Genomic DNA, 18232 nt, shown 5'->3' with positions numbered 1-18232 from the left:
GGGCTCGCCCTCCCCGGCCTCAAATCCCGAAGATGCGCGGTTGTTATCGCAGAGCGGATGTCAGCGACAGCACTGAGCTGCCTAGTCGCGGCGCTCTCTCAGCGATCCCGGCCGGAGCTGGTGGCCGGGCTCCCCGCCGCCGCTTGCGGCGCGCCGACGTCGCCCCTGGATCAGGCCGACGCGCATGGACTCGGTGATCGCTGAGGCGGAGTCGGTGCAGAGCGTGCGCCTGCGGTGGCGCGATGCGGCCGTCCTCAGGCCACCTTCGCGACGCTGACCACCTCGTGCTGCGGCGTCCAGTTCGACACGCACGGGATTTTGCTCCGGTCGCAACGATCTGCGTACTTGGTAGCGATCTCCGTCACCTCTTCCATCAGGCCCTGCTGCAGGCGGGTGGGGCGAAGGCCCAGCTTCACGAAGCTGTCGTTGCAGACCACGAGCTGGTTCTCCGCCGCCTCGTTCCGAGGGTTGGCGGTCAGGTGGTAGGGCGCCCCCGTCATCGTCTTGATCATTTCGGCGAGCTCGATCAGACGGTGGGTCTCGGTCATCTGGTTCATGATCGCCACCCGGGCGCCGGGCGCCGGCGGATGGGCGATGGCCAGCTCGACACAGCGCACCGTGTCGGTGATGTGGATGAAGGCGCGGGTCTGGCCGCCGGTGCCGTGCACGGTCATCGGATAGCCGATGGCCGCCTGCATCAGGAAGCGGTTCAGGACCGTGCCGTAGTCGCCGTCATAATCGAAGCGGTTGATCAGCCGCTCGTCCAGCTTGGTCTGCGGCGTCTGGGTGCCCCAGACGATGCCCTGGTGCAGGTCGGTGACGCGGGTGCGATAGTTGCGGTTGTAGTACCAGAAGAACAGCGCGTCCTGCGACTTGGTCATGTGGTAAATGCTGCCCGGATTGGCCGGGTACAGGATCTCCACCGCCTTGCGGCCTTCCGGCGTATCGACCTCGATCGGCAGATAACCCTCGGGGATGGTCATGCCCGCCGTGCCGTAGCCGTATACGCCCATGGTGCCGAGATGGGCGAGGTGGACGTCCAGCCCGCTTTCCACGATGGCGGACAATACATCGTGCGTCGAGTTCAGGTTGTTGTTGACCGTATAGCGCCGCTCGCGCGGTCCCTTCATCGAATACGGCGCCGCGCGCTGCTCGGCGAAGTGGACGATGGCCTTGGGCCGGGTCTCGCGGATGAGATCGACGAACAGATCATAGTCCTCGCCGAGCGTGAGATTGACGAAATTGATCGTCTTGCCGCTGATCTCGCGCCAGGCCTGCAGGCGTGTCCCGATCGGCGCGATCGGCGTCAGCGACGAAGCCTCGAGGTCCACGTCGATCTTGCGACGTGAAAGGTTGTCGACGATCGTCACCTCGTAGCCAAGATTGGAGAGATGCAGCGCCGTCGGCCAGCCGCAGAAACCGTCTCCGCCCAGAACCAGGATATGAGCCATGATCTGTCCCTCCAAGATGTCGATGTCTGAAGCCGACTTACTCGGGCCGACCTACTCGGGCCGATCTACTCGCCGCCGCCCGCCTGCTGTCGTTCAAGACGCCGAACACGCCTTAGTATCTCGAGAACCGAGCCTAAAATCCAGCGCCGTTCGACGGGATCGGCTGTATGTTCGTAGTACTCGTACATACGCTGGCAGATCGCGGGGAAGTCACCGACTTCCGCGAGGAGTCTGGCGTCACTTGCGCGTCGCATAAGCTCGACGATCTGCTCAGTTTCAGAGATCTCGACCTCATCCAGTTTCTCTCGAAGCTCGGCAGGGATCTCCAAGACGGACTTGTTGATCTTGCCCAGATTAGTGCGTGTACCCTCTTCAGGCGCGGTACGCACGATCTTGATGTTCTTGGGTTCGTCGACGAAAACCAGCATGTTAAAAGCCCTTACGCCATGGAGCGGGTCCGTCAAGGCGCCGGAAGGCGCCGTGGCGAAATGTCTATCGCAGCCTGCAATTGCAGCAGATTTCAACCGTTCATCCGCGCGAAGCGGAAGACCAGGACCAGGCGGACGCAAGCCATCGCGCTGAAATACCGCACGATGCTCGCCTTCATGCCGCCGGAGATAGCGCATCTCGCCGATGATGGGGTCGTAACCTCGTCCACATGCCGGGCGCCTGAGCTTTTGGCGACCTCACACCTGGCAGGCGCATTTCGACTTCGTCGCTCTCCTTCTCGGCCTATGAAGCCGCGGTGAGTTGGGCCATGAGGACGGAGTAGTCTGGCGCGTCGACTTCCAGCCTGCCAATCTGGCGCAGGAGCACGGCTGCCGCTTCGTCGACCTGCTGCTCGGAATGCAAGCTGGAAACAAAGAAGCGCAGCCTTGCGGAACCCTCCGGCACGGCCGGGAACAGGATAGGATTGACGCTCACCCCCAACTCGCCCAGAGCATGTGACAATCGGGCCGCCTGTATCGAGCTGCCGGTGATCACCGGGACGATACTGAAACCCTCCGAGCTTCCCGTGTTGAGTCCCCCCTCGCGGAGGGCGTTGCGGAATCGCTTAGCGTTGGCGTTGAGCTTCGCCACGCGCCATGGTTCATGCTTCATGACTTGCAGCGCCGCCAAGGAAGCGGCCGCAAGCGGCGGCGACAAGCCGACGGAATAGATGAAACCGGGTGCTGAGACCTTGAGATACTCGATCAGTCGCTCGGACCCGGCGACATAGCCGCCGCAGCCGGCCAGTGACTTCGACAGTGTGCCCATCCAGATGTCCACGGCGTCGGCGGCCAGACCGAAATGCTCAGCCGCGCCTCGGCCGGTTCCGCCCAGCACGCCGACGCCATGGGCCTCGTCAACCATGAGCCAAGCGCCGTACCGGCTCGCGGCCTCCGCGATGGCCGGCAGCGGCGCGACATCGCCATCCATGCTGTAGTGGCTTTCAACGACCACCATGAGGCGTCGATGCGCGCTCGCTTGCGCTTTCAGCTGTCGCTCCAGGTCCTGCACATCATTGTGGACGAAGCTGAAGCGCTTGGCCCGTGACAAACGCGCGCCTTCGAGCACGCTGTTGTGGATCAGCGCGTCGTGAAACACGGCATCCGGCGGTCCCAGCAGGTGGCCGATGATGGTGACGTTCGTGGCGTGGCCGCTCACCAGCACAAGGGCGGCCTGCGCGTCATGCAGCGCCGCAAGTTCGCGCTCCAACTCGCCATGTAGCGATATCTCGCCTCCCACCATGCGGCTGGCCGAGGCGGACGTGCCGTATCGATCGATTGCAGCCTTGGCCGCCTGCACCACCTGCGGATGACCGTTCAAGCCGAGATAGTTGTAGCTCGAGAAGTTTATGCAGGTCGTTCCGTCGGTCTGAATGGTCGCACCCGGCGTCGCCTCGTGGGGTCGCATGAAGGGGTTGGCGATACCGAACATCTCGCCCACTCGCCGGATCAGCTGGCTTTCGGCGAAGAAGTCGAGGGTCGCCAGATCCACCTTTGGGAGGGCAGCCGCCTCGAGTTCGACGGGCTTGTCATGGCTGGGAACAGGTGCGGCGGCCATACGGCGGAGGAGGCGGTTCCTGTCCGCCTCGCCCAGGCGGTTGGGAGGGATTTCGCTCATTCGCCGGGAATGGACTGCATATTTGGCACGATGCTGCCTTCATGGCGCAGCGCCACGTCCAATAGCGATACAGACCCGCTGCCCAGGGCGATGCGTACCACGCGGACGGCCAAGGCGTTTAGCGTCGTGGCTCCGGAAATCGCCAGCAGCGGCGTCTCCACGCCCAAACGCTCCTCTAACACCAGGCGAAGCTCGACGAGCATGAGAGAGTCCATGCCGAGTTCAGGCAGGGGACGATCGAGTTCGACCCGTTCTGGCGCGCAGGCAAGAATCTTCGCGAGTTCGCCGCGCAGCAAGCTTGCAACGACCTCCTGGGCCTGCTCAGGTGCGAGCCCGCTCAGGCGCGTGGCCAAGCTTTCTTCCGGCTCATAGCCATCCCCGGCCCCGGCTATCGCTTCGAACTTCGGGCCAGCCAGCACCCGTAACATCCGTCGCGCGGCGCCCCAGCGGACCGCGGCCTGAGCCACCACCGGAACGCCGGCGCTCCACATGGCAGGCAGCGCATTCAGGGCCTCGCGCGCAGTCAGGGGCTCGACCGCAAGCCTGCGGGCCAGCGCGTCGCCGACCCCCTTGTCTCGCGCCAGCATGCCTACGTCAGCGATCGGCCCCCAGCCCACCGCCAGAGCGGGCAGGCCCTGCCTGAAACGCGCCTCAGCCAGGGCTTCCAGCGCGCTGTTGGCTGCGACATAGGCGCCCTGTCCCGGCGCTCCCAGAACAGTCGTGGCGGAGGAGAACAGGATGAAGAGTTCTAGCTGGTCGTCGCGGGTGAGGGCGTCCAGGTTGCGGGCCCCATCCAGCTTGGGGCGTAAAACGCGTTCGAACGCCTGCGGCGTCACCGAGGCCAGCAGACCGTCCTCGATAACGGCGGCCGCGTGGATGACGCCGACGATCGGGCCTTGCTGCGCCCGGATCGCCTCCAGCGTGCGGGCGAGTTCGCCTGCATCCGCCACGTCGCAGCTGACAGCTTCCACCTGCAAGCCGCCGCGGCGTAGCTCCGCCAGGACGGACTGAGCGTCCGGGGTCGTCGGCCCGCGACGGCCAAGCAACGCCAGACGGCGCGCACCTTGCTCGGAAAGCCAGCGCGCCGTCTCAAGGCCGAAGCCCGTGAGACCGCCCGTCACCACGTACACGCCCTCGCCGTTGACCGAGAACGATCGCGGGGACGGCTGAGAGGCGCTCCCGGCCGCGGCGTCGTCCAGCCTTATGACGATCTTGCCGATATGGCCCCCACCCTGCATGAGCCGGAACGCGTCGCAGACCTCCTCGCGCCCGAACGTGCGATAAGGCAGCGGACCGAGCGCACCTTCCGCCAGCAGGTCGGCCGCCTGCTTCAAAAGGCGCTTCGCCAGAGCCGGCCGATCGGTGAGCAGCCGGTCGGCGTCCACGCCGAAGTAGGCGATGTTCTCCCGGAACGGCCTCAGACCAACACGCGTGTCTTCGAAGTAGTCCCGCTTGCCCAGCTCGACGAAACGACCAAAAGGCCGAAGCAGGGAGAGGCTGCGGATCATGGCCTCGCCATTCAGCGAGTTCAGGACCACGTCCACACCTTCGCCGTGCGTCAGCTGCATCACCTCGTCGGCGAAGCTCAGTGACCGGGAGTCGAGCAGGTGGTCGGCGCCGAATGCTTCAGCGAAGCTTCGCTTGAACTCCGAGCCGGCGCTCGCGTACACCTCCGCGCCGCGGCTCTTGGCCAGCCGTATGGCGGCCAGACCCACTGCGCCGGCTGCGCCGTGGATGAGCACCCGCTCGCCGGCCTCCAGCCGCGCCAGGTGGTCCAGGCTGTAGAGCACCGTAAGGAAGGCGACCGGGATGGTCGCCGCCTGCTCGAAGCTCACCTGGTCGGGCAAGACGACCGCCGCGTCGGCCCGGGTGACCACGGTCGAGGCCAGTGAGGCGGGAGCCATCGCCATCACTCGATCGCCGGGCTTCAGGCCTTTCACGTCGGCACCCACCGCGCTTACGCGGCCGGCGCACTCAAGGCCGAGCGTCGGACCGGCGAAACCGTCCTGCAAGGCCGCCTCTGGAAGCAGTCCCTGAGCCCACATGACGTCCCGGAAGTTCAGGCCTGCAGCCGCCACCTCGATCGTGACCTGGCCGGGCGCGGGCGCAGGGCGTGCGGGGGGAGCCGACCAGGTAAGGCTCGACAGGAGCCCGGGTTGCAAGACCTCGAGAACATGCTCCTTGCCGATGGGAAGCGCCACACCTTGACGCAGGCGTGGTACGAAGCGGCCGGAGGATGTCTGCGAGACTTCGATCTCGCCATCGCCAGCCGCCAGCTCGGAGAGGATGGCGGCCGCCGCGTCTTTGCTGTCCAGCCCTGGGTCCAAGTCCAGCAGTTTCAACGGGAGCTCTGGCGTCTCGTTCACAAGGGTGCGTGCAGCGCCCCGCAAGGCGGCGGCCTCCATGTCGCCTTCACCGGCCCCTCGGGTGATTACCAGCACGGGACCACGAAAGCCGCTCTCCACGATCGCGGTGATCCAGGCGACGGTCTCCGTCAGTCGTTCCGACAAAGGCGGCGAGACGTCCGCAATCAGGATGAACGCGGCGTCAGCAACGTCCAAGACCTGCAGCTCGGCTGGGTCGGCCACCGTTTCCACGCTGGCGCCGGTCTGGACCAAGGCCTGGCTGAGCGCAGGGTCACTTGCTCCGGCTATCACCAGGGCGCCCGGTGACACGGCGGTCGCGGCGAGCGCTGCCGGGGCCATGCTTCGGCCGCTGATCAGGTTGTAGGCCCATAGAGGGGCCCGCACCACGGCGGCTGACGCTTCGGCCAGGTTGCGACGCTTGAGGGCGTCGACCCAGCGGGCGCCGCTGCGTGGCTCGGCTTCGGCTTCCAGCCGCCCTGCAACGCCGTCGCGGAACAGGGTCCAAGCGAGGCTGGGCTCTGGCTCGACAGATAGAAAGGCGCCGCCCGGCGCCAGTTGGTCGAGCGCCCAGGTCGTCGTGGCAGGTCCAAGCAGAGTTCCGCCATAGGCGGAGATGACCAGGTCGAAAGGCCCGCTCACGGCCTGCCGTGGCGACACGACGACCTGCGGCCCGCCGCCGACGACCGCCTTGAGCCGGTCCAACTCTTCGGCCGAGTCGTCGCTGGCTGTGTAGCTCAGCGCCTCGCCGAGCGGAGCTAGGGCGCGGAGCAAGCGATGGGTGGCGCCGCCGCCCCCAGCGCCAAACTCGAGCACCCGCAATGGCCGCTCGGCGGGCCATCCCGCCGTCAACGCCGTTATCGCATCGCAAAGTGCTCCTAACGCCACCTGACCACTGGCGGACCGATAGAGCATCTGCTCCACAACCGCGGGCGGGAGCTTGGCCGCCGTCTTGGCTCCAGCCAGCCGGTCCGGTAGCCCCCGGATGCGTTCGGCGAGAACGGCCGCCTCAAGCCCGAGCTCGGGCGCTTCGTCCAGAGCGGTGCGCCAAATGTCGGTCGAGTCGCCAAAGCCGTCTGCGTCCGTGGGAGCAAAGCCTGATGAGACTTCCGACAGCAGCCGATTGCGGACCAGTTCCGAGGCGAGCGCGTTGAAGAGTCCGAGCGCATCGGGGGCGAGCTTGCCGGAGACGAACAGGAGATCGGCTGACAACGATGTCCCACCTGCCATCTGCTGCAGCGCGGCCAGAACGGCGGAAAGAAGATAGGCCTGGAGGAGAGCCGCACCATCGCTGTTCTTGAAGGCAGCTCCCTCGGCCGCCGCCAAGACGACGTCGAGCTCAAACTGCGGCGAACCAGGCGATCCAAGCGGCGACGGCGTCAGAGCCGTGTGAAAGATGCGGTCCTCGACACTCGCCTGGAAAAGCCGCACGCGGCGGAACACGATGCCGGTGGCCTCCAGCAGCACCCTACCTTGGCCGTCACAGAGCAGGACGCGGCCTTCCACTGTACGCACGCCCCGGCGTTCCACCTGTATGGCGGCCGATGCCGGCAGACCCGCGGCAAAGGCGCGGACCCGTCCAAATCGTTCGGGCAGAAGGCTTTCACCTGCCGCAAGCCGTAGGGCGCCCGCGCAAAGCAGGGCCAGGAAACCCTGCAGGGCGCCGTCAAGGGCCGTGACGCCGATGCGCACATCGCCGCCCTCGACCTCACCGCTTGGCAGGTCCAGCCGCACAAGGGCGGCGCCGCAGGCTCGGGCATCCACACCGGCGACCACCTGGAAGGCGGGTCCGTACTGAAGCCCAAGGCTGCGAGCCGCAGCGTAGACTTCGCCCGCCGAAATGGTGAAGTCAGGGTCAGGTGTCGACGGGCTCACGCAGGTGGCGGTGCAGGCCGCGAGAACGCCTGTGGCGTTCAGGCTCCAGCCCGCCTCAACCAGACGTTCGCGGCTTTCGAGCCGGAACCGCCCGCCTTCGCCGACGACGAAACGCGTCTGACGTGCAGCGCCGAGCTCGAGCGGCAGGCCCGCGAAGATTTGAAGGTCGATCACCTCCTGAGCCCGAGCTTCAGGGTACAAGAAGCGCGCGGCGGCCAAGCCCATCTCCACGATGGCGGCGCCCGGCAGAACACCGACTCCTCCTACCGCATGGTCAGCCAGAAACGGCGTCGAAACCAGGTCTAGGATGTTTTCCCACTCTCCAGAATTCTGTTCGGAGCGGTCGCCGAGCAGCGCATGATGTTGGATGCGATGGTGGGGATAGACGCCCTCCGTCGTGGCGCGCGTCCAATAGAAGTCCCTCCGCAGCGGGTGGGCTGGAAGATCGCGCGGCTCGGCCTTCCCGCGGAAGAGCGGGCTCTGTTCCAGGTCATAACCGGCGGTGTAGGCGGCTCCGACGATGCTTTCGAAGGGATCGAACGCGGGATCGCGCGTCGACTGGTTCAGACTGGCGAGCACGCGCCCGTCGACATCGGCCTGGCGCAGCGCATCGCGCAGATAGGACTGCAATACCGGCTGCGGCCCGACCTCGAGCAGGATACGGCCGCCTTCCGCCACAAGGTTGGAAATCGCCGGGCGGAAACGTACCGGCTGACGGATGTTTCGCCACCAGTAGGCGGCATCCATGTCGCGCTCGACGACGCGCTCGCCAGTCACGGAGGAGAACAGAGGCAGGACGGGCGCGGCAGGAGCAAGGTCCGCCAGCCCCGCCAGCAGATCCTCACGTACCGGATCCATGGCGGCTGAGTGGAAGGCGTAATTTAGAGACAAATCCCTGTAGGCCCAATCCTCGGCTTTGGCGCGGCGGCGCAGGGCGGCGAGCGCTGCGCCGGGGCCTGCCACGGTGACCGAACGGCTCGCGTTCTCGGCCGCTATGCAAAGCTCTGGATCGAGTTCGGACAGGACGCCCCGGGCCGTCTCTACGTCCAGGCCAAGCGCCGCCATGCGGCCGGCGTCTGCGGTTCGCTGCTGCTGTTGGCTGCGTACCGCGACCACGTGGCAGGCTTGATCAAGGTCAAGCGCGCCCGAGCACCAAGCGGACGCGATCTCGCCCACGCTATGGCCCACAACCGCAGTCGGTCGCACGCCCGCTGCTTGCAGGGCCTTCACACTGGCGATCTGGATCGCCAGCAGAAGGGGCTGAGACACGTCGGTTCGATGGAACTCGGCCTCGTCCTCCGTCTCGAGCAGGCGCGTCACGGCTGACCAGCCGATATGTGGTTCCAACGCCGCGTCCACCATCGCCAAGCCATCGCGGAAGGCGGCGTTGAACCTGTAGGCGGCGCGTCCCATGCCCATCCACTGGCATCCGTTGCCGGAAAACACGAAGGCCATCGAGCCCCCGACTGCGCGCCCGTCGCTGCGGCGGGGGGACGGCGCTGCGAGGGCCGCCGCCAAGTCAGAGGCCTGCTCGCCCCAGACGATCCGGCGATAGGGGTGCTGCTCGCGACGCCGGGCGGAGCCGCGCAGCAGCGCGCCGATCTTGTGCTCGGGCGAGGCCAGCAGCCGCTCGGCCCAGACTTGCGACAACGCTTCCAGCGCTTCCGCCGAACGAGCGGAAACGACGAGCGGCGGCGCGGGGGCTGAGACGTCGCTCGCCTCCTGCGGCGACTCCGGGGGCGCCTGCAGGATGACGTGCGCGTTGGTGCCGCCGAACCCGAACGAGTTGATGCCTGCGGACCGTGCCTGTGACGGCAGCGGCAAGGCGCTCGACGCGACCGTGAGGTTCAGCGCCTCGAAGTCGATGTTAGGGTTTGGGGTTTCGAAATTGAGGGAGGGCGGGAGTATGCGCTTGTCCAGCGCCAGCATAGCCTTCAGAAGGCCCGCCATGCCGGACGCCACCTCCAGGTGGCCGACGTTGGTCTTCACCGAACCGATGGGCAATGGCCGCGTGCGCGAGCGACCAAGCACTTCACCAAGCGCCGCGGTCTCGATCGGATCCCCCGCGGCGGTGCCCGTCCCATGAGCTTCCACGAACGCCAACTCGCCGGGTTCGACGCCGGCCTCAGCATAGACGGACCGCAACAGCTTGGCTTGGGCGGCCGGATTGGGCAGCGATAATCCCATGGTGCGACCGTCGGAGTTGACGGCAGTGCCGCGAATGACGGCGCGGATCGGGTCGCCTGAGGTCAGCGCATCGTCCAGCCGCTTCAACAGCAGCACGACTGCGCCCTCTGCGCGAACATAGCCATCGGCGCGTGCGTCGAACGCGAAACAACGGCCGTTCGGCGACAGCATCGAGGCCTGGGAGAAGCCGATGTACGGATACGGTGAGAGCAGACTGTTCACGCCGCCCACCAGCGCGGCTCCGGTGCGGCCCCGCGCCAGGTCTTCGCAGGCCAGGTGCAGCGCGACCAAGGAGGAGGAGCAGGCGGTATCCACCGTGAAACTCGGACCGTGCAGGTCGAAAGTGTAGGAAATTCGGTTGGCCGCAACGCTACCGGTGACGCCGGTCATGAAATAGGCGTCCGCTGTGGCCGGATCTCCCTGACGCAGGGCGCCGTACTCGCCGCCTGCTGACGCCACATAGACGCCGGTGTCCAAATTCGACAGGTCCGAGGCGCGCAGGCCCGCGTCCTCTGTCGCGCGCCAAGCCATCTCCAGGAGCCAGCGCTGCTGGGGATCGATCTGCTCCGCTTCGCGCGGTGATATGCCGAAGAAGTCGGCGTCGAAGCCAGCCACATCGTCGAGCACGCCTGCCGCGAAGGTGTAGCTGCGTCCCGGGACACGCCGCGGATGGCCAAAGCGTGCGTGGCTCCACCGGGACTGCGGGACTTCCGTTATCGCATGCCGACCTTCGACAAGCAGTCGCCAGAACGCGTCCAGGTCTTCAGCCCCGGGAAGGCGGGCCGCCACTCCAATGATGGCGATGAGGGCCTGGGGCATGGATCAAGACCCACTTCAACTGAGGACGCCCCGGCGGACGGCCCGGCGGTTCGACCATCAAGGTCGAGGCCTTGAAGGTCAACCTTCGCGGGCTGCGGCCATATGCTCTGCGGGAAAATCATTTGAAATCAAGCAGAGTGTGGTCATGGCTGCGCCAACGAGGGAACTTCAGGCCGAGTCGCAGCTCATCGTGGCGCTCGGGATGAGCATTTGGAAGCGGGCCCGCGTAGAAGTGTTCCTGCGCCAGGCGGGCGCTTCTAAGGTGCTGTTCCGCACTGGAGCGGACCGGGCGGTGAAGTCTGCGCATCGCAAGGGCGCGGACCTGGTTGTCTGGGCCACGCGCGAGCCTCCCCAGCTGGCGCCGCTCGCGGAGGCCGCGGGTGTGCGCGTGCTGCGCATGGAGGATGGCTTCATCCGCTCGTTGGGCCTGGGATCCGACTTCCTTCAGGGCGCCTCCGCGGTCTTGGACCGGCGGGGAATTTATTATGATCCGCGGCAGCCGAGCGACCTCGAGCACATCCTGGCGACCTACGACTTCGACGAGGCGTTGCTCGACCGCGGGCGCCGGCTGATCGCGCAGATCGTCGCGACCGGTGTCAGCAAATACAACGTCGGTTCGGCCGATTATCGATTGCCGCCCATGAACGGCCAATGGCGCATCCTGGTGCCGGGCCAAGTGGAGGACGACCGCTCCCTTGTGCTCGGCCAAGGGCTGCCGAACCTAGACCTGTTGGCCAAGGTGCGAGCGGCCCGTCCCGACGCCTGGATCACCTTCAAACCTCATCCGGATGTAGACGCCGGACACCGGCGTGGCGCGATCGCCGACGGTGAGGCGCGGCGTTTCGCTGATCAAGTGGTGCGTGGCGTCTCGGCTCCTGCGCTGATCAAGGCGCACGACGAGGTGCACACCTCCACCTCGCTCTGCGGCTTTGAAGCCCTCCTGCACGGATGCAAGGTGACGACGTACGGCCAGCCCTTCTACGCGGGTTGGGGTTTGACGATGGATCTGAACTCGACATCGCGCCGAGGCCGCCACCTTAGCGTGGAGGCGCTGGCGGCGGGGGCCTTGATCCTCTATCCGCGATACCTGGACCCTCGGTCTTCCGCGCCGTGTGGTCCGGAACAAGTGGTCGCCGCCTTTGCAGGCGCCTCTCTGCCGCAAGTCGGACTGCTGACGACCCTTCGTCGTCTACAAGGCCTAAGTCGGCTCAAGAGAAGACGATTTGCCACAGGCGCACGGTAAGGTGTGGTGACTAATTAACCCGGCCGGAGTTTAGACTCTGCATTCTTCGGTGGAGCAGCCAAATGGGGCAGGCGCGTTTTTTGTTCCTCCAAGGCATGGCGAGCTGGTTCTTCGACCATCTTGGGCGTGAACTTCTGGCCCGTGGGCACGAGGTGCGTCGCATCAATATGAACGGCGGGGACCGCCTGTTCTGGAACTGCACTCCCGCCAGCGACTTCCGAGACGGCCTGAAGCGATGGCCTGCTTTTCTTGAACGCCATCTCGAGCAATGGGAGATCACTGATGTGGTGCTCTTCGGCGATTGCCGGCCCCTTCACAAGGTGGCCCGCAAGCTCGCGAGGGCCCGCGACCTTCGGGTTCACGTAGTGGAGGAAGGCTACCTCCGCCCTAATTGGGTGACCTTGGAGCAGGGCGGCTGCAATGGCTACTCCTCACTCAGGCGGGACCCGACCTGGGTGAGGGAGGCCGCCGGAGCCGCTCCGCCCTGGACTGACGGGGAGCGGGTCGTAAGCCGGTTCTCTCGCCGTGCCTTTGAGGACGTCTGCTACAACGTCGCGTCGATGGCGATGAGCCCTCTTTATCCGGGCTATCGCACCCACCGGCCCTGGCATCCGGCAGTGGAGTATGCGGGCTGGCTGTCCCGCTTCGCCGTCTCGCCCATAGACAAGCGGGTATCGCGCAACCGGCTTGAGGCGCTTCTGGCGTCAGATACGTCATTCTGGGTCTTTCCGCTCCAACTCGACTGCGACTCGCAGGTGCGCGAACACTCTTGGTTGGGCCGGCTCGCGCCCGCCATCGAGCAGGTCATCTCCTCCTTCGCGCATCGAGCCCCCCTGAGCGACAAATTGGTTTTGAAGGAACACCCGCTGGATAACCGCCTGCAAGACTGGAATGCAGTGGCGCGTCGTGCTGCGATGAGGGAAGGCGTACAGGACCGCGTCGTTTACCTGCCGGACTCGAAAATAGAACCGTTGTACGAGCGCGCGAAGGGCGTGGTGACCATCAACAGCACGGCAGGCTTTCTAGCCTTGCGCTACGGGCTTCCGGTGATGGCGCTGGGCCCGGCCATCTACAACATGCCCACGCTGACGTTCCAGGGCGGCCTGGACGATTTCTGGACACAGGCCGCCTCGCCCAGCTTCGAAACGTTCGACGCCTTCCGTCGGGTGGTGGCCCAGCGAACCCAGGTCAATGGCGGATTTTACTCGAAGGACGCCCTGAAACTGGCGGTCCAAAACGCGGCCGACCGGCTCGACCAGGCCACCGACCTGCGCGACGTCGCATCCCAATGGTCTACGCAGGTGGGCGCCGAGCCGAACGTCGAGGCGCCGTCGCTCACCTTGACGTCGTGACTCGCGATACCCTGAGCAAGGCTGAACCTCTCGCCGCCGTCGTAATCACCGGCGCCTCAAGTGGCCTTGGCGGCGCCCTTGCGCCTCTCTACGCCTGCCCAGGCCGGCGCATGGGACTCACCGGGCGTAACGCCGTACGGTTGGCGGCGGTCGCCGCCGAATGCCGTCGGCGGGGGGCTGAGGTTGAAACCGCTGAGCTCGATGTGCGCGAGGCCGGCGCCTTGGCGGATTGGCTGACCGGCTTGGACGTTCGTGCCCCGATTGGAACTCTGATCGCGTCAGCTGGCGTATCCGCGGGCGTCGCGCCGGGCCAGCTTGGCGAAGGAGCGGAACTGGCGACCCTGCAGGTCGCCTCGAACCTCATCGGCGCGATCAACACCGTCGAGCCGGTTCTGCCCTTGATGCTGCAACGCGGGTATGGCCGCATCGCGCTCATAAGCTCGCTGGCCGGGCTGCGGGGACTGCCCTACAGCCCCGGCTACTCCGCCAGCAAGGCTGGAGTGCGCGCCTATGGTGAAGCGCTCCGCACCCTCTGCGGCCCGGCCGGCGTTCGGGTCACTGTCGCCTGCCCGGGGTTTTTCGACACGCCCATGACGGATCGCTGGCACGGGCCTACGCCCTTCCTGAGCAGCGTGGAGAAGACTGCACGAGGTCTTCAGGCCGCCGTTGACAAAGGCCGTCCTCGCTGGGGCTTTCCCTGGCCGCTGATCCTGGGGATGAAGCTCGGCGATCTCGGCCCGACCTGGATCACCGATCCCATCTTCCGCGGTTTTCACTTCAACATCGAGCGTCCGTGAACTTCGGGCGGACAGCCGTGGGCCTCGCCTTGGCCCTCGCAGGCTGGCTCATCGGGCGCAGGGTGGCGCGCGCGCGCGTGAGTGGCGTGCTCAGCCTCTTGCTGGACATGTGCGGCCCCCTGGGCATGTTCCTCTATCTCGCCTGGGCCACCTCCAAACCCATCTTCGCCGGGCTGACCAGCTTCTCGCTGCTCGGCGGCCTGGCCTTCGCCGACTTCTATAAGCGCGAGACGCTCCGGGAGCCGGTGATCTTCTCCGACATGTCTGAGCTGATCGAGGTGGGGCGCCATCCCGAGCTCTACCTGCCCTTTGTCGGGCCCAAGCGGGTGATCGCCGGCGCGGTCGCGGCCGTTGGATTGATGGGAACGCTATGCGCGCTGGAGCCCGCAGCCTGGGCCTGGTCGCCGTGGCGCGCCCTGGCGTCGGCCGGGACCTTCGTCGTCATGATCTGGATGCTGGCAGGTCCCTTGAACCCCGCCTCAGCCACCCTCCTCCGTCGCTTCCATCCCAGCGACGATCCGGCGGCCGACTCGAGCCGCTTAGGGCCGCTCGTCAGCCTGATCCTCTACGGCGTGATCGCCAGGGCTGAGCGGAGCGCCAGGGCGACCCGCGCGGGCGCGCAGGCCCAGGCCGCCCTCGAAGCCGCGGCATGCAGCGATTGCACCGGTCCTGTCGTGCTGGTGCAATGCGAGTCGTTCACCGATCCGCGTCACCTGCGAGCCGGGACGGCGGACGCCTCGCCGCGCTTCGACGAGGCTTGTAGCAGCGCCTGGAGCGGACGGCTGACGACGCCGACCTGGGGCGCCAACACCGTTCGCACCGAGTTCGAAGTGCTGACGGGCATTGACAGCCAGGCTTTGGGTTACGACCGGTTCAACCCCTATCACGGCTTCGTTCAAGCCCCCCTGCCCTCGGTGGCCTTCATCCTGCGCGCGCAGGGGTACCGGACCGTCTGCGTGCACCCCTATGATCGTCGCTTCTACAACCGTCATAGGGTCCTTCCGCGTCTGGGCTTCGACGCCTTCTACGGGATAGAGGCCTTTGCCGGCGCAGAGACCCGGAGGGGGTTCGTGACGGACGCAGCGGTCGCCGAATTCGTTCAGCGTCTCTTGGACCAGGCGCGCCAGCCGCTGTTCATCTTTGTCATCACCATGGAGAACCATGGTCCATGGGCCGCCTCGAAAGACGGCGACAGCCTCGCAACCTACGTGCAAGGCGTCTCCGCGGGCGACGCCATGCTGGGAAGACTGGCTGACTGCGTCGTGCGGGATCGAGGAGGGGTTTTAGGATTTTACGGCGATCACGGCCCCGCTCTGACGGATGCCGGAGATGACCTTCGCACCGACTACATCGTCTGTGGCGGCGCGGCGACCGTTCGAGTGCAGCAGGACGCCTCCGCCTTCGCGCTCGGGGGCGTTTTGCTCAGCGCGCTGAGCCAGGGCGGCGTCCCGGCGCCCGCGGTGGAAGGCGCTGCAGACAAGTTGTCGGCCTGATTGCAAGGTGATCGCCGTTGCTGCGTTCAGACCTGCAGGATGTCGGAAGATGTCGCCTGGGCGTAGCGAGCCACGAGGGCGGCGTCGAACGCGCCTCCGTAACGCTCGAGGACCTCACGACGGCTGCTCTCCCCGTCCAGCTTCCGCCATCGCAGGCGGGCGGTCTCGATGTCGCGGGCATAGCCGACGGCGGGCTCCTGCAGCACGCCGATCTTGAGCCCGCGACTGCGCGCGCGGGCAAGGAAGGCCCAGTCGAGCCCCGGTCCGTCGTAGTCGCCGAAGCCGCCCGCCCGCAGGAAATCAACGCGGCGGATGGCTAGGCTGATGTCTCCAAATCCGTTGAAGAACAAGCCAGCGGAACCGGGGTCGCCCAGGAAGACGAGGTGTGCGGCGGGCGCGCCTCGTCCAGGCACGCCATCGTAAAGCGCCAGGTTCGTCACGACGACGTCGAACGGCCCGGCCACAAGCGCGGCGGCCAGGCGGCTGCAGCCCTCCGCCTGATAGACGTTGTCGTCGTCCAGGAAGGTCAGCACCTCGCCCCTGGCCGCGAGCGCTGCGCGATCGCAGGCGGCGCCCTGGGCCATCGTGCCCAGACGCAGGACGGAACAGCCCTCGGCCTCCAGCGTCTCCAGGACGGCCGCCGCCGCAAGCTTGCGGCTCCCTACGTCCGCGACAACGACTTCCGCAGATCGGCCGATGCTCGCGACGGCGCGCTGCAGCGCCTCCGGGCGGTCGAGATGGGTCAGGCACACGCTGATCCGCGGCAAGGCGGACGTCTGCAGGACCGGCGTCCGTCGCTCGCGGCTGAGGCGCTCCAGGTGAGGGACCCAGTCCGAACTCGTCAGATGATCCTCCCGCAGGACCAACCCCCCGAGGGCGGCCAGGCCAGGGCTGACGGCCGCGTCGACCGGCGGCGGGGTCGCCGGGGCGAGACGATGGTCCGGGACGACGAGGGTCGGAACGCCTCGCGCCAGGGTCTGGCGAAGCAGCACGTCGTCGTCGGTGTCCGGCCCAAGGAACAGCGCGGTCCCGCTCGTCGCCTCCAGGCGCTGCAGCACCTGGCCGGGGTCTTCGGTGGACAGCAGCTCGAACTCTGCCTGCCATCCTGTCGCGCGGACGCCGAGCAGGTCCTTGCTGGGCCCAGGCGCGTCGTCCCGCCACGGTCCGGCGAAGACCACCCGCGCGGTCTCTTCCGGCGCGGCCTGGGCCCTGTCCATCCACGCCAGGAGCCGCTGGACGCCGTAGCCGTCCAGTCCTGGACCGACGAAGACAAGCTCTCTAGGCTTGCGTCCCGGCCGGCGGCCGGGCGGACGTCTCTCGCGGGGCGGGGCGGGCAGGCTGGCGAGGACGGCGGGACGAGGAGGATTGGGGGTCAGCTCCCGGAGCCGCCGCACCTCCCGTTCCGAGGGCGCGAACACCAGGTCCGCCAGGGCGAGGCAGCTGCGCTCCAGGGCGTCATCGACCAGCGGCCTGATCGTGGTGAGCAGGGTCTCATCGGATCGGACACGAGCGGTTGTGGGAAGATCGCCCCAGAGGCCTATGGCCGTGCCGGTCAATGCCTCTCCCAGCGCACGGCTCATGAGGCAAGGCTGCAGAAGCCCGCCCGCCAGGGGCCCCAGCAGCACATCGTATCGCCCGTCGCGGACGTGGCGCCACAGCAGGTGTCCGAGATAGAGCGAGCGGGTCAGCGAGGTCGGACCCGGTCCGGTCAGGACGGTCGGCGATGTCGAGGCGAGCTGTACCGAACCGACCCCGTCCATCGGCGGCGGCGTCGCGTCATGGGCGCCCGGCCAAGGCCCGATCGTCTCGACCTCCCAGCCCGCGCGAACCGCCTGGCTTGCGATCTCTCCGAACCCGAGCTTCAGGTTGTAAGCCCGCCAGGGGTCGTCCGTATCCGGCAGGATCAGGCCAAGCCGCACGCGCGCCTCCACCGCTCATCGAGCCGGGCCAGGCGCCGCCCGGTCTGGAGGTCCTCCACCCAGAGGGTGCGGGCCGACGGCCGCGCCGGCCTGAGGCCGAGGCGAAAGCCATGCAGGCTGTCTCCACGCCACCTCGGCACGTCGGATCGGTGGAGCGTGGCGCGAGCGGACGACAGGAGCTCGCCGTCGAGCCGCAGCCCGAGTTGCAGGCGACGGAGTGGCGTTCGGAGCGCGAGCGCATAACCCGTCAGCGCCGGATCGCCGGAGGTCGGCCAGTCCAGATGCAGCAGCACACCATGCCGGCGGCGTTGCAGGCGCCGCGCCCGGCGAGGCGCCTGGGCGCCAAGCCGCTGACCCGTGTCGCGGACGACGATGCTCATGTCCTGAGCGCCGGCGGAACCGGTCCTGACCACGAACCCGCAGCATCCGTCCGCATGGCCCGCCGCCTGGACGTCGGCGCGGTAGCGGTCCGCGACCACCGTCACGGACGCCAGCCCTGGCCGCCGCACCTCCAGCGCGAGCCTGCGGTGCGGTCGCGCCGGATCGTACGCCCAGCCGACCAGCCAGGCGCCGCGCTGGCCGTCGATCCATCCCCGAGCAAGCTGGTCCTGCTCACCCGTAGGCACG

10 protein-coding genes are annotated in these 18232 nt (G+C 67.1%); 4 read left to right on the top strand and 6 right to left on the bottom strand.

Annotation, left to right across the window (positions count from 1 at the left end; genetic code table 11):
- Window positions 1-254: 254 nt before the first annotated feature.
- The 4 genes from HUV06_RS01285 to HUV06_RS01270 all read right to left on the bottom strand — a co-directional run bounded on the left by HUV06_RS01285 (window position 255) and on the right by HUV06_RS01270 (window position 10801).
- Window positions 255-1451 carry an NAD-dependent epimerase/dehydratase family protein gene (locus tag HUV06_RS01285; protein WP_174299459.1) on the bottom strand — a complete coding sequence of 399 codons (1197 nt, stop codon included), beginning with the start codon at window positions 1449-1451 and terminating at the stop codon, window positions 255-257.
- Between the two features lie 65 nt (window positions 1452-1516).
- Complete coding sequence (locus tag HUV06_RS01280; protein WP_174299458.1) at window positions 1517-1879, bottom strand: hypothetical protein; 363 nt, start codon at window positions 1877-1879, stop codon at window positions 1517-1519.
- 304 nt (window positions 1880-2183) lie between these two features.
- Window positions 2184-3557, bottom strand: a complete 1374-nt coding sequence (locus HUV06_RS01275; RefSeq protein ID WP_174299457.1) for an aminotransferase class I/II-fold pyridoxal phosphate-dependent enzyme — start codon at window positions 3555-3557, stop codon at window positions 2184-2186.
- A complete protein-coding gene (locus HUV06_RS01270) occupies window positions 3554-10801 on the bottom strand; it encodes a type I polyketide synthase (RefSeq protein ID WP_174299456.1) in 7248 nt (2415 codons plus the stop codon). Before HUV06_RS01270 ends, HUV06_RS01275 begins: the two co-directional genes overlap by 4 nt.
- Window positions 10802-10946: 145 nt before the next feature.
- On the opposite strand from HUV06_RS01270, the gene HUV06_RS01265 reads away from it, so the two are divergent.
- From HUV06_RS01265 to HUV06_RS01250, 4 genes are all read left to right on the top strand, one after another.
- Window positions 10947-12044: a hypothetical protein gene (locus HUV06_RS01265; protein ID WP_174299455.1), complete on the top strand. Its 1098-nt coding sequence runs from the start codon at window positions 10947-10949 to the stop codon at window positions 12042-12044.
- Window positions 12045-12106: 62 nt separating this feature from the next.
- A complete protein-coding gene (locus HUV06_RS01260; RefSeq protein ID WP_174299454.1) occupies window positions 12107-13396 on the top strand; it encodes a capsule biosynthesis protein in 1290 nt (429 codons plus the stop codon).
- Window positions 13333-14193, top strand: coding sequence for an SDR family oxidoreductase (locus HUV06_RS01255; RefSeq protein WP_254600815.1), 861 nt, complete (start codon window positions 13333-13335; stop codon window positions 14191-14193). The genes HUV06_RS01260 and HUV06_RS01255 overlap by 64 nt, the downstream gene beginning before the upstream one ends.
- A 17-nt stretch (window positions 14194-14210) precedes the next feature.
- Window positions 14211-15686: an LTA synthase family protein gene (locus HUV06_RS01250; protein WP_217433583.1), complete on the top strand. Its 1476-nt coding sequence runs from the start codon at window positions 14211-14213 to the stop codon at window positions 15684-15686.
- 26 nt (window positions 15687-15712) lie between these two features.
- Here HUV06_RS01250 and HUV06_RS01245 read toward each other — a convergent pair whose 3' ends face one another.
- Window positions 15713-17605, bottom strand: coding sequence for a glycosyltransferase (locus HUV06_RS01245; protein WP_174299451.1), 1893 nt, complete (start codon window positions 17603-17605; stop codon window positions 15713-15715).
- Window positions 17590-18231, bottom strand: a complete 642-nt coding sequence (locus HUV06_RS01240) for a hypothetical protein (protein ID WP_174299450.1) — start codon at window positions 18229-18231, stop codon at window positions 17590-17592. Before HUV06_RS01240 ends, HUV06_RS01245 begins: the two co-directional genes overlap by 16 nt.
- Window position 18232: the final 1 nt, after the last annotated feature.

The organism is Caulobacter sp. S45, assembly GCF_903642205.1.
Lineage (GTDB): Bacteria > Pseudomonadota > Alphaproteobacteria > Caulobacterales > Caulobacteraceae > CAHJWH01.
This window is presented reverse-complemented; position numbering and strand designations above follow the sequence as displayed.

Bases quoted from the DNA above. Each gene is read 5' to 3' on its own strand.
- HUV06_RS01275 (WP_174299457.1), bottom strand. From the start codon at position 3,557: ATGAGCGAAATCCCTCCCAACCGCCTGGGCGAGGCGGACAGGAACCGC.
- HUV06_RS01285 (WP_174299459.1), bottom strand. From the start codon at position 1,451: ATGGCTCATATCCTGGTTCTGGGCGGAGACGGTTTCTGCGGCTGGCCG.
- HUV06_RS01270 (WP_174299456.1), bottom strand. From the start codon at position 10,801: ATGCCCCAGGCCCTCATCGCCATCATTGGAGTGGCGGCCCGCCTTCCC.
- HUV06_RS01280 (WP_174299458.1), bottom strand. From the start codon at position 1,879: ATGCTGGTTTTCGTCGACGAACCCAAGAACATCAAGATCGTGCGTACC.
- HUV06_RS01265 (WP_174299455.1), top strand. From the start codon at position 10,947: ATGGCTGCGCCAACGAGGGAACTTCAGGCCGAGTCGCAGCTCATCGTG.
- HUV06_RS01255 (WP_254600815.1), top strand. From the start codon at position 13,333: ATGGTCTACGCAGGTGGGCGCCGAGCCGAACGTCGAGGCGCCGTCGCT.
- HUV06_RS01260 (WP_174299454.1), top strand. From the start codon at position 12,107: ATGGGGCAGGCGCGTTTTTTGTTCCTCCAAGGCATGGCGAGCTGGTTC.